General features: G+C 38.0%; 10 protein-coding genes. All 10 read left to right on the plus strand.

The window, feature by feature from the left end:
* Positions 1-30 precede the first annotated feature (30 nt).
* The 10 genes from V7K67_RS00225 (at position 31) to V7K67_RS00270 (ending at position 12535) form a co-directional block, all read left to right on the plus strand.
* A complete protein-coding gene (locus V7K67_RS00225) occupies positions 31-1176 on the plus strand; it encodes a glycosyltransferase family 4 protein (RefSeq protein WP_335164749.1) in 1146 nt (381 codons plus the stop codon).
* Between the two features lie 2 nt (positions 1177-1178).
* Positions 1179-1928 (plus strand): FkbM family methyltransferase, encoded by a 750-nt coding sequence (locus V7K67_RS00230; protein WP_335164751.1) that lies wholly within the window; start codon positions 1179-1181, stop codon positions 1926-1928.
* Positions 1929-2010: 82 nt separating this feature from the next.
* On the plus strand, positions 2011-3159 hold the full coding sequence (locus tag V7K67_RS00235) for a glycosyltransferase family 4 protein (protein ID WP_335164753.1): 1149 nt from the start codon (positions 2011-2013) through the stop codon (positions 3157-3159).
* A gap of 58 nt (positions 3160-3217) precedes the next feature.
* Complete coding sequence (locus V7K67_RS00240; protein ID WP_335164755.1) at positions 3218-4312, plus strand: glycosyltransferase family 1 protein; 1095 nt, start codon at positions 3218-3220, stop codon at positions 4310-4312.
* A gap of 37 nt (positions 4313-4349) precedes the next feature.
* Complete coding sequence (locus tag V7K67_RS00245; protein WP_335164757.1) at positions 4350-5477, plus strand: glycosyltransferase family 4 protein; 1128 nt, start codon at positions 4350-4352, stop codon at positions 5475-5477.
* Positions 5478-5490: 13 nt separating this feature from the next.
* Positions 5491-6213: an FkbM family methyltransferase gene (locus tag V7K67_RS00250; protein ID WP_335164759.1), complete on the plus strand. Its 723-nt coding sequence runs from the start codon at positions 5491-5493 to the stop codon at positions 6211-6213.
* 181 nt (positions 6214-6394) lie between these two features.
* On the plus strand, positions 6395-7822 hold the full coding sequence (locus V7K67_RS00255) for a hypothetical protein (protein ID WP_335164761.1): 1428 nt from the start codon (positions 6395-6397) through the stop codon (positions 7820-7822).
* Positions 7782-9035, plus strand: a complete 1254-nt coding sequence (locus V7K67_RS00260) for a glycosyltransferase family 4 protein (RefSeq protein WP_335164763.1) — start codon at positions 7782-7784, stop codon at positions 9033-9035. Before V7K67_RS00255 ends, V7K67_RS00260 begins: the two co-directional genes overlap by 41 nt.
* A complete protein-coding gene (locus V7K67_RS00265) occupies positions 9032-10249 on the plus strand; it encodes a glycosyltransferase (RefSeq protein ID WP_335164765.1) in 1218 nt (405 codons plus the stop codon). Before V7K67_RS00260 ends, V7K67_RS00265 begins: the two co-directional genes overlap by 4 nt.
* 720 nt (positions 10250-10969) lie before the next feature.
* Entirely contained in the window at positions 10970-12535 is a 1566-nt protein-coding gene (locus V7K67_RS00270; RefSeq protein WP_335164767.1) for a hypothetical protein, read from the plus strand.
* The last annotated feature ends 124 nt before the right edge of the window (positions 12536-12659 follow it).

The following is a 12659-nucleotide window of genomic DNA, read 5'->3' on the forward strand; positions in this document are numbered from 1 at the left end:
ATATAAATTTATAATGTATAGAAAATACATATGAAAATTCTAAGTTTAAGTTGTTATATTTTAGGTCATATTACATATCAAAATATTCTTGAAAAAACTTTTGAAGAAAGTATACCAGAAGTTGAATTTTATTCACTACACCTCACAGATTACTATAAGCAAGATCTTCTGGGAAGGTTTGTACATTTACTTTTGAGGCAAAGATTTCCAGGTTCTGGCAAAGCAGATTATGACTTTCATCGGTTGCGGACAGAAGTAGCTAACTCGTTCTTTGCTCGTCGTTGCTTAGAACAAGCTATTAAAAAGTATCAACCTGATGTGCTGCATGTGCATACACAAGGAATCGCTCTACTTTCAGCCTCTCTTTTCCAAAAAATTCCATCGGTGATTTCCATTGATTGTACTACTGCACCTCTTGCTACTACTCATCCATCACCTGCTCATCTGACTTATCAACCAATCTTAGCTCTAGAAAAACAATGCTTTGAAAATGCTGCTCATGTTGTTGCTTGTTCTGATTGGGCAAGAAAGTCTGTAATTGAGGATTATGCTATCTCGCCAAAAAAGGTGACAACTATTCCATACGGAATGCCTCTAGAAAAATTTGCAATTATTCAACGACCCAGAAATTTCACCAGCAATAAAACTCGTTTGTTATTTGTTGGCAATGACTTTACTCGTAAAGGTGGATATGATCTATTAACTGTTTTTTTAGAAAACTTTGTTGATACCTGTGAATTAAATATAGTTACCAATGCATCTATAGATATACCTGATATTCCTAGTATTCGAGTTCATAAAGGCATTCGTCCAATGTCTCCTGAGTTGTTTCAGCTTTATCAAGATGCAGATATATTTGTCATGCCAACCCATGAAGATGTTTATGGAGTAGTTTTTATTGAAGCAATGGCATCTGGCTTACCCTGTGTTGGTACAACAGTTATGGCTGTTCCAGAACTTATTCAAAATGAAGTTAATGGTTTTGCAATTTCGCCTAAAGATCAAAAATCTTTGTCTGAAGTTCTGCATAAACTAGTTAATTCTGCGGAATTAAGGCTATCTATGGGGCTGGCAGGTCGAAAAATGGCAAAACAAACATTTGATGCCAAAATTAATTGCCGTAAGCTTGTCAGTATTTTTGAAGAATGTTTGAAATCTGAAAATTTGGAGAAATAATCATGCTACTACTTAATCGATTTACCACACTTTTAAAGCGGAAAGCAAATGCCAAAAAATTCGGTATTAATTTTACCAGAACTGCTGAATTTCAACAAATTGAGTCAATAGTTGTCAATGGTAAAACTATACAATTAGAAGCACCTAAGAGCTATGATACTTGGTTAATTCAATTTGAAATTTTTATAGATGACTGTTACAAGTTACAAAAATTTGCTAATAAACAAGTATCTACTATTCTCGATATAGGTGCTAACCTAGGTTTATTTAGTGTCGCTGCAAGGGCATTTTTTGAGCAAGCGAAGATTCACGCTTATGAGCCTAATCCAAATCTATCAACCTATCTTAGTCATCAAGCTGATGTAGGCAAATTTCAATATTTTAGTGAAGCAATTGGAACTCAAAACGGATACTGCTCTCTTATTTTCAATGAAGCTCCAGGTCTCACTCAATCTCGTTTAAACGATGAAGCAGGCAAAATTACTCAAACTTCATTAAAAACGGCAATTGAGCGTTTAGGCGGCTCTGTAGATATTGCAAAAGTTGATATTGAAGGAGCCGAGTGGGAACTTTTTGAAAAACAGGATATGTGGCAACCAATTAAAAGCTTGCTGATGGAATATCATCTTTGTGAAAAAGTATCAACAGTTGAAAGTGCAATTGCTCAAGTAAAACGGCTCGGTTTCTCCTTAATTACAGAAGAAACTATTTATGCAAATTCTACTGGCATTATTCTTGCACATAGACGCTAAACCTCGTCCATTTTGAAACCTTGAGTAGTGCGGGCCGAAAAGCCCGCTACTACCACCGGGGAGCAAGATGCTCCCACTACGCATGAACAACTATGGTTCTCAAAATAGATGTAGTTTAGGTTATTTAAATAAAACTTTTGAAACTGTGAGCAAATTAATCGTTCATATTGCCGAAACAGAGGTTTCTGAGCAATCTGGAATGGGACGAGTAGCATGGCATTGGAAAAAGGAATTTGAAAGCCGTGGGTACGAATTTATCCATATAGGACCTAAACAGGTTGGCCGAGTCGCTCACCCAGCATTGTTCCCTTATGTAGCGGCCAGATTCTATCGTCAGTTAGGTCGAAATGCAGACCTTTTCATAGTTCATGAACCCGCCTCAGGAGTTTTTCTATCTTTTGATATTCCCACTGTACTAGTCAGTCATGGTGTAGAACGCAGAGCCTGGAATCTCAAGTTGCAGGGAAAAGATGGAACTACTCACCAATTAAAATGGCGTACTAAACTTCTTTTTCCTTTGTGGAGGTTACGTCAGTGTGACTTAGGCTTAAAAAAAGCAAATCTTCTACTTCTTCTTAACCAAGAAGATTGTAATTTTGTGCAACAGTACTATAATCAAGATTCTAAGCATATTTTCTTATTCCAAAATGGAGTTTATCCATCTGATTTGAATGAAACAGTTCAGATTGAACAACCGTTCACTATCCTATTTATGGGTTCTTGGATAGATCGGAAAGGAGTTAAGACACTGCTTGATACTGCCCAAATTTTGCAAAAAAGAGGTTTGTATCCAAATTGGTTGCTAGCGGGTACAGGTGTTGATAAGGAAACTATTTTAAGCTGTTGGTCAAAGGATCTACACCATTACCTGGAGATAATTCCCAAATTTCAGGCATCTGAAGAGATTAATCTTTTTGCTCGTTCTCAAATCTTTGTTTTACCCAGTTTTTTTGAGGGTCAACCTCTGGCTTTGTTGCAAGCAATGTCGGCGGGACGGTGCTGCATTACCACCAATTGCTGTGGTCAAAAAGATTTAATTCGCCACGGCTACAATGGATTACTCTACGAACCAGGTGATGCTGAAAAGTTAGCTTCTTTGATAGAAGAGTGCGCTAGTGATAGCAAGTTGAGAGTAACTCTTGGTAGAAATGCTAAAGCTTCAGTGCAAAACCGCTCATGGAAATATGTGTCTGTGGAAGTGGTAGACCGCATAGAAGCCTTATTAAACTAGAATTATTCTTCTGGCATCAACTTAATCTTCCACATTAACGGTGAATTTGTAACAATTAATGGTAGATTATTTAACTAATGTAACTTCCATTGTACCTCGACTGCCTCCGGCAATTGATGGTGTAGGAGACTATGCCCTCAACCTAGCTCGTCAGCTTCGCAAAGATTTCAATATTCAAACTCATTTTATTGTAGGTAATACCAGATGGACAGGTGCAGCAGAAATTGAAGGTTTTCCTGTTAGTAAAATTAGCGCTATCTCTCCTGATGCACTGCTAAATTTATTATCAACCGATCGCTCATCCAGTATCCTTTTACATTATGTAGGCTACGGCTATGCTCAACGAGGCTGTCCAGTTTGGTTAGTCGATGGGTTACAGCGTTGGAAAAGTTTATTTCCAAAGCGATCGCTCGTTACGATGTTCCATGAAGTCTATGCTTCAGGGCCCCCTTGGACTAGCTCTTTTTGGTTATCGCCCTTGCAGAAAAATTTAGCAGCACGTTTGGCACAAATGAGTGATAGCTGTATTACTAGTAAGCAACTTTATGCTGAAATAATTGCTAATATTAGCCGAGGCAAACATCATCAAATTCCATTCCTACCAGTTTTTTCAAACATTGGTGAACCAGACAAAGTACTTCCTTTGTTAGAACGTCAGCAACGCTTAGTTATTTTTGGAGGTGTTGCCAACCGTGTAAGAGTTTACCGAGAGTCTCAAGCAGTTTTGGAGTATGTTTGTCAGAGGTTAAATATTCAAGAAATTTGGGATGTAGGAACTCCAACAGGAGTAAATTTATCCTCAATTACTAAAGTACCTATCTTAGAAATAGGGCAGCAGTCTTCCGAAAACGTGAGTAATATTCTAGCAGATTCTATTGCTGCTTTCTCTGACTATAACCCCGATTTTTTAGCTAAGTCAACTATTTTTGCTTCTTACTGTGCCCACCGACTATTACCTATCAATGCCAAAGGTAGTGCCTCATCAGTTGATGGTATAGAACCAGGCAAGCATTATTGGGTTCCTAATCCTCAAGGGAATGAGTTAGAAAATGACGTGGATATGCAGGCGATCGCGGACAATGCTTATTTCTGGTATCAAAACCACAGACTATCAATAACTGTTAAGACTTTTGGTAAACTACTTAATAATTAAACTAAGTTATTAATTACAAAACATAATTATTTCAACGATGAAAATTTTATTATACTCCTCAGTTTTTTTTCCTTCTCTGGGTGGGATTGAAACTATTAGTGCAACACTAGCTACAAATCTCACTCAACTGGGTCATGAATGTACAGTTATCACTGAAACTCCTAGTAATAGTCATGAACAGAATATTTATAAAGTTATACGACAACCAACTTGGAAGGAACGACTAACATTAACTCGTAAATTCGATATAGTACACTCTAACGGTGCAAGCATTGCTCTATATCCTTTTGCTAAGTTCAGTAATAAACCATTTATTTGGACACACAATGGATATCAGGTTTCATGTGTGGATGGATTAGGATGGGTGGATGGTGAACCAACGCCAATGACTCCCCTTGCATCTCTGGCTTACCACTTTCGCAAAAAAGGTTTATTTTCTGGCTTAAAAGAGTCTATAAAACTTGGGGTAAGACGTTACGTTGCCAACCACGTAGATTTAAACATTGCTGCAACTAATTGGGTGGCAAAACGTCAATTATTGCAAAACCAGGTGGTTGCTTATACCCCATATCCCCTTAATCGCTTTAAAGATGCAAAAAAAATCAATCATAACTGTAAATATGACTTTATTTATGTTGGTAGGTTAGTCAGTGAAAAAGGTATACCTGATTTAATTCAAGCGTTTAAACTCTTAATCACAACACCAGGGTTTACAGATAAACGTCTGGCGATTGTAGGTTCAGGAAACATACAAGCCAAGTTAGAAGAAATGGTTAAAGAATTAAAGTTGGAGCTTAATGTATCTTTCCTTGGTTCTAAGTACGGTTCTGAACTAACTGATATTATTAGTATGGCCAAGATTGGGATTATTCCTTCAGCTTACGAAGAACCAATGGGAGGAGTAGCTTTAGAATTACTCGCAGCAGGTAAGAATGTCATTGTTTCTGAGTTTGGAGGTCTTGCAGAATGTGTTGGCAATGCGGGTCTAAAATTTAAGAATGGGGATGCTAATAGTTTATATGAATGTATGAAGAAAATTTTGACCGATGATGCATTGATAAAACAACAACAAGAAAAGGCATTAGTACAAGTTGAGCTATTTGATGAGGTTAAGCTGACCAAGATATATATTGAAATATATCAACATATCATTCAAAAAACATAGTTGGCATTACATAATGAGTATTCAATCCTTTCTTTATAGAAGGTTATCACGCTGGATAACTTGTGAGTTAAACTTACCATTAAAATGTAAAATTAGTTTAGAAAATAAATATGAACTAGCTAGTTTTAATGATGTTTTTTGTCATCCATTTTACTGGCAATTATTTCAATGTATAGAACAAACACCTGGGTTAATTATTGACTGTGGTGCACATTGCGGGCACTTTACCATTCTTGCTGAAACATGCATTTACACTAAGTTCAAGGATTTGAATACTAACTATATTCTAGTAGAGCCAAATCCTTTACTCATCCCAATTATTCACAAAAATCTTCATAAGACTAACATCTTAAAACGAGCAAATATCAAACAGGGATTTGTAGGAAGAAAATCAGGAAGTTCTACACTTTGGGTGAATAAAAAAAATTATTTAACAGCTAGTATAAAATATATACCTAATGCAAAACCATATACAGTCAACTATATTGATTTGTTAGAAGTAGTAGGTGATCGTATAGTTGACTTAATGAAGATAGATATTGAAGGCGGAGAATTTGAATTCATACCAGAAAACTTAAAATTATTCTCACAAACCAACCTAGTTTTTATAGAAATTCATTCAGCGACAGAAGAGATGACCCAGAATCTGTATAGATATTTAGAATCTGTAGGGTTACATATAGCTAGCAAGCCATTAAAAAATGATGACCATTATCTAGTAATATTCCAGCGCTAGCAGAATTTATAATCGCAACATCTAGACTTTGCGGTTGCTTCATTCTGCTGCGCTTCATTCACAATGACAATCTATCATTTTGGAAAATTTGCAAAATTAAGATGCTCCCCCCAAGAGCTGTCTTAATTCGTCACATAATAGTTATGAAAAATAATTTAGAAGTAATTGAGGCAGCAATTCGGTGAAAGAGTACATTGGACTTTTAGCTCCCTTTGCCATTCTATTTATTCTCTATCTTTCTGCTCACAACTGGCGGACTTCTATAAAAACTATCCTAGTGTTAGTGGTAATTGAAGGTGCTTTACGGAAATGGGTTCTCCCCCAAGCAAGTCAGTTCATCTATTTTTTGAAAGACATTGTACTCATAGGCGCTTATCTTCGTTATTACATTTTCTCATCTAATGAAAAAAACGTTCGTATCAAAGGCAATTCGGCAGCTGAAATTATCGTTTGCGTGATTTTCCTATTAGCAGCTTGGTGTCTGTTACAAGTTTTTAATCCCAGCTTGGGTTCTCCCATTATTGGTATTTTTGGAATAAGAGGATATTTGTTATACATTCCTTTAATATGGATGTTACCCAATCTCTTTCTTTCCCAAGAAGAATTATATAAATTTCTGCGATTGTACCTGCTGTTGGTCATTCCAGTGGGGCTATTAGCGGTAGCAGAGTTCTTTAGCCCCCCTTCAAGCCCCCTTAACGTCTATACCCCAGATTTAAAACTAGATCCTGCAACTTTTGGAGATGGAAATTCCACGAATGTTCGTGTGACAGGCACTTTTTCCTACATTGCTGGCTATTCAGTTTATGCAATTATTTCCTTTGGATTATTAGTTCCCCTGTTAGCAGTCCAGCAATCTCGATGGTGGCGTTGGGCAACAATTGCAGAATTACTGCTAATTATTGGTACATCGTTCATGAACGGCTCTCGCGGTCTTTTTTACAGTGAAATCCTGTTTTTAATTGGTTATTTTGGGGCACAGTTACTAACTAACCTGAAAACAGCTCTTCCATTGATAAAACAGTTTACAGTGCCTATAATCATTATAACCATTGCAACTATCACTTGGTTTCAGTCTGCTATCAATTCCTTATTATTCCGCATCAATTCCAATCATGATGTCTCTAGTCGCGCTTCAGGAAGCTTCATTGAGCCATTTGAATTTATGAAGTTAAAAGGACTGGATAGCTATGGTGCAGGTGCAACTCATCCAGCTGCTCCAGTATTGCGTAGCATTCTAAATTCACCTCCAGGAGAGAACATTCCTGTCTACTATGAATCAGAAATGGGTCGAATAGTTTTGGAAATTGGTCCTATAGGTTTTTTCTTGTGGTATCTACTGAGACTCATACTCATATATCTACTATGGCGCACATTCCTGAAATTAAAGCGCCCTTTGTTGCGACAGCTAGCCCTGTCAGCTTTTTTAATTCATGCGCTTCAATTTCCTAATCAGCTTGTGTTTAACCATACTCTCCTAGTCTACTACTGGTTTCTGGCAGGATTTATTTTCCTTCTACCCCGACTCGAACAGATAGAGAACTGGAAACAACAACAGAAATTCTTTAATGAACCACATACCTATCGCTCTCATACATCCTACAGGTAGTCCTTTCGCCCGCAACGCTGCAATCTCATTAGGAGAAGTAGGTCTACTTCAAGAGATAATTACAACCATTGCCCATAATCCAGAAGGAAGTATGAGCCACTACTTAAAACTGCTTCCTGCTCCAATTCGTCATAGAATTACTAATGAACTAGGGCGCCGTACCTGGATTCCTCCAAATGGTGTAGCGATGCGATCGCACCCTTGGAGTGAAGCAATGCGGATGAGTTTAGTTAAAACTGGACTCAGTAGGCGTTTTGGCTTGGGTTCTCAAGGTCCCATAGATTGGGTTTATGCTTCTCTCGATCACCATGTTGCCAAGCATCACCTCCAGGGTCTAGCAGCAGTGTATGCTTATGAAGATGGTGCTGCTACTACCTTTGAAGTCGCCAAGCAGCAGGGAATTTTATGCCTGTACGACTTGCCTATCTTGTTCTACCGGATGGCGCGAGAAATTCAGCAAGAGGAGGCTGAACGATTCCCAGCACTGTCTGCATCACTGCAAGCAGTACGAGAACCTGAATGGAAGTTGAGACGTAAGGAGCAAGAAGTAGCACTGGCAGACCATATTTTTGTGGCCTCTTCCATTACCCAGCAATCCTTACTCAGAGAAGGGGTCAGTCCTGACAAAATCACGGTTATCCCTTACGGCGCACCGATTGATTATTTTCAACCCCAACCAAAACTAGATGGAACTTTTCGTGCCTTATTTGTCGGTCGCGTCGGCGCTCGCAAAGGAGTTCATTACCTGATCAAGGCATGGGAAGAACTCCAAATTTCCCAGGCAGAGTTAATGCTGGTAGGAGTGAACGAATTTCCAGAAACCTGGCGTTCCCAACTTCCTGATGGAGTTAATTATGTCCCATCAGTACCCCATGCGACGCTGAATCAATATTACAGCAATGCCAATGTATTTGTCTTTCCTTCTTTAGTAGAAGGCTTTGGACTGGTTCTTCTAGAAGCGATGGCTTGTGGCATTCCAGTCATTACAACCCCTCACACAGCAGGCCCAGACATTCTTACTGATGGGATAGAAGGCTTTATTGTCCCTATTCGTGATTCAGAGGCTCTCAAAGAAAAACTTGAGTGGTGCTACTCCCACCCTCAAGAATTAGCAGAAATGGGACGAGCGGCTCGACACAAAGCAGAACAGTTGAGTTGGGGTCTATATCGTCAAAAATTAACCAGTAAAGTCAATGATATTTTAAAAAAATGATCGAAATTAGCTCTGAAAATGAATATAAACAAATAAAAAAACAAAATAACCATTCTCCCCAAGTCAATCAATTATTTTTACATCTATGGTTTCCCAATATTTTTGAATTCAAAGGTGGAATTCAAGTTTATTCGGCATTCCTATTAGAGGCATTACAAAGTTTATATCCTCAAATAAAATACGAAGTTTTTCTGAAACACGATACTTGCATAACTCCAAACTTTTCTTTAAAAACTAACACCAAATTTCACTTTGCTGGCAAGTGGAATAAAACTTTGCGAACCCTTGTCTTTGCTAGTAAGATTTTCGGATATGGATTTTGGCAACGCCCTAGTCTGATTATTTCCTCTCATCTGAATTTCACAGTTGTTGCCTACTTGCTAAAATACCTAACTGGCATACCTTACTGGGCTGTTGCTCATGGTGTGGATGCTTGGAATATCACAAACCCGACACTAAAAACTGCTTTATCTCATGCCGATCGCATCCTTGCTGTTAGTGAGTATACACGCGATCGCCTACTCAAGGAACAAAACCTCAATCCAGCCAAAGTTTCTGTTTTACCAAATACTTTTGACACTCAGCGCTTCCAAATTGCTCCGAAGCCGCAATATCTACTGGAACGCCATAGCTTAACTGTTGAACAACCAATTATTTTGACCGTAGCTCGATTAGACAATAGTGAACGCTACAAGGGCTACGACCAAATCTTAGTAGCAATGGCTGAGATTCGCCTAGCCATTCCCAATGCTCATTACATTTTAGTCGGCAAAGGAAGCGATCGCCCCCGAATTGAGCAACTAATTTCTCGATTAAACTTAGACGACTGTGTAACCCTCGCAGGATTTATACCAGATTCAGAACTCTGTGACTATTACAATCTCTGCGATGTTTTTGCCATGCCTAGTAAAGGAGAGGGATTTGGAATTGTCTATCTGGAAGCTCTCGCTTGTGGTAAACCAACTTTAGCAGGGAATCAAGATGGTGCAGTTGATGCCCTCTGTAATGGAGAGTTAGGCGTATTGGTGAATCCTGATGATGTAAATACCATCGCCCTAACTCTGATTCAAATCTTACAAGGTACTTATCCACACCCCATCCTCTATCAACCTCAAATTTTACGTGAGCAAGTGATTGCCAGATTTGGATTTGAACAGTTTCAACAAACTCTGGCTAAGTTAATTCAAATTAAACTACTAACCACTACCTGGTGAAGTTGATCAGCAAAATTAACCTAAGAGGATGTTTTAAAAGTCCTTTTATCGGTAGCAAAACATTCTAGATACCCCTAAATCTACCGATAAATTGGTGCTTGTTGGGAAGAATGGAAAACAGTTAATGAATTAGAGAAGTTAGCCGAAAAATATCCTGGGCGCTATCAAAAAACAGCATCCGGCAAAAAACAGCATCCGGTAGTCATCGGTGAGAGGTTAAGGCTATAGAGCTTTTGTCAATAAGCAATAGTACTTAAAATTATGCGGGAAATGGGGCTAATCAACAGAATTTTCGGGCTAGCGATGCCTACGGCTGGTGTGACTTAAAGGAAAAGCTTGCCGTTGCGGCAAACAATTCCTTTAAGTCACACTCAAAAGCTTGAAATTACGTTAACTTTTGGTCACGCTATGGTTCAAAATTTGGTCATGTGGGGGGTAAAATCACACTACGCCTACGCATCATATTTAAAAGCATCATTCGTTCTTGCATCAAAATTCAGTACGAAAATTTATTTAATACTCAGCTATTTAGCCAATTTTCAGCAAAGTTACTAATTGACAAAAATGATTTTACTTTAACCTCTCACGAATGTCCGGTAGTTGGCGTTGTCCACCAGGAGAAAACCACGCATCACAATTTGGTCTAAAATACAGCGTTCGTACAGATGCAGAATTGAATCCCGTGTTTACCCAGAACTTAATGTTGATAACGAGGAAAAAATGATGAGAAATTATTTTAAAATTCATTCAAAATACGAAATATATTTTCATACATTGACTTTTTTCTTGGCATTATTTGCTCTGAGTAACTGTGGATTCGATACTTCAGAAGGTAGATATCATTACCAAGTTGCAGTGCAAATTATTAAGCATGGTCAGTTAGGTTTTGATACTCTACCAAATGGCGTTTTTCAAGTAGCACCTAATGGCAGATTCTATGCAGGACATGAAATCGGCAACACACTTTTTATGCTGCCAACTGCATTTATTAACGTAGGTTTAGAAAATATTTTATCTCGGTTTATCAGCCAAGAAAATATTGCGAAAGCTCAACAATTTATCTTGTCGTTTCAGGCAGGTATTTATTCTTCACTCACTGCTACTATCTTCTTTGCTATATTACGACTCGGATTTTTAAAAGCAACAATACCTAGCTTTCTAGCAACCCTGTATTTAGCTTTGACTACCTATTTCTGGACTTATTCCCGGAATCTATTTGATGGTGTATTATGTACTACATTGCTAACAACTTCTTTCTTTTTAATATTAATATATCGCCAGAGAAATAACTTATGGTACTTATTTGGTTGTTTTTTTTGCTTGGGATTTGGATTTATTACTAGAGTATCAATGATTCTGGCTATCCTAGTCTCGTTCGCTTATTTAGTGAGCCTTTATCGCTCATCTATAGCGATACGTATCAGGGAAATCTCACTAGCAATCTTCACATTAATTCCTTTTTTTGTATGGCAATCTTGGTACAACTATCTAAGAACAGGCATTTTTTATAAATCCCCTGTACAAACAGCAGTTTACGCGGGAAGCAATTCTTTAGATGGTAATATTTTTGTAGGACTCACCGGTCTACTTTTCAGCCCTGGTAAAAGTCTGTTTATTTATGCGCCTTTACTGATTTTGTCTGTTATCTTATTCAAAAAGTTTTATAGAGAGCATCAAAAAGAAGCAATATACGTAGTAGCTCTGGCTGTACTCTGGTTTTTACTTCATGCTCGATTAAGAAATTGGTATGGCGCATCTGGATGGGGTCCCCGTTATTTTATTACCATCCTGCCGATTCTATTTTTGCCATTTGCCGTTAATCTAGAGTACGTTTTCAAAAGAACAGCTTTAAAGATTTCTACCATATTGCTTGCTAGTTTTGGTTTTATTCTGGCACTGTCTTCAATTATTTCCAATTGGCATCACAGGATGTCTTATATATATGAGTATCAGCCTAGTTTACTCAGTGATGGTGTATTTGTCTGGGGTTTCTGGAATAGTCAGTCAGTAGATATGTTAAAGACTGCATTTGGCAATATTTTGCGTATACTTACCCACACCCATACCCAAGTGATAGTACTCTCTAGGGGTTCAGAGGCAAATGCATATGCCAGTAGCACAATAAATATTTGGCCTAATTCTTTTATCCATACAGGTATTCCTTGGTTTGTAGTAGTAGCGTTAGTGACTCCTTTAATAATTTTGATTTATTTATCAACTCGAAATATTCTTCGTTTGGGTATCAACTTAAGGCGGGAAAAAACACGGCAGGAAGAACAAGTATAACGTGAGTCTAAAAGATAGATAGAGAAAGATGGTAACTGCCCAGGTAGGAATGTCAGGAATATTCCCATGAGGGAAGAAAGATGGTAGTGTTCAAGCATGAGTCCAGAAGAAAAAGATCAAAAAA

The organism is Nostoc sp. (genome assembly GCF_036917155.1).
Lineage (GTDB): Bacteria > Cyanobacteriota > Cyanobacteriia > Cyanobacteriales > Nostocaceae > Nostoc.

Bases quoted from the DNA above. Each gene is read 5' to 3' on its own strand.
- V7K67_RS00240 (WP_335164755.1), top strand. From the start codon at position 3,218: ATGGTAGATTATTTAACTAATGTAACTTCCATTGTACCTCGACTGCCT.
- V7K67_RS00235 (WP_335164753.1), top strand. From the start codon at position 2,011: ATGAACAACTATGGTTCTCAAAATAGATGTAGTTTAGGTTATTTAAAT.
- V7K67_RS00245 (WP_335164757.1), top strand. From the start codon at position 4,350: ATGAAAATTTTATTATACTCCTCAGTTTTTTTTCCTTCTCTGGGTGGG.
- V7K67_RS00265 (WP_335164765.1), top strand. From the start codon at position 9,032: ATGATCGAAATTAGCTCTGAAAATGAATATAAACAAATAAAAAAACAA.
- V7K67_RS00260 (WP_335164763.1), top strand. From the start codon at position 7,782: ATGAACCACATACCTATCGCTCTCATACATCCTACAGGTAGTCCTTTC.
- V7K67_RS00250 (WP_335164759.1), top strand. From the start codon at position 5,491: ATGAGTATTCAATCCTTTCTTTATAGAAGGTTATCACGCTGGATAACT.
- V7K67_RS00225 (WP_335164749.1), top strand. From the start codon at position 31: ATGAAAATTCTAAGTTTAAGTTGTTATATTTTAGGTCATATTACATAT.
- V7K67_RS00270 (WP_335164767.1), top strand. From the start codon at position 10,970: ATGATGAGAAATTATTTTAAAATTCATTCAAAATACGAAATATATTTT.
- V7K67_RS00230 (WP_335164751.1), top strand. From the start codon at position 1,179: ATGCTACTACTTAATCGATTTACCACACTTTTAAAGCGGAAAGCAAAT.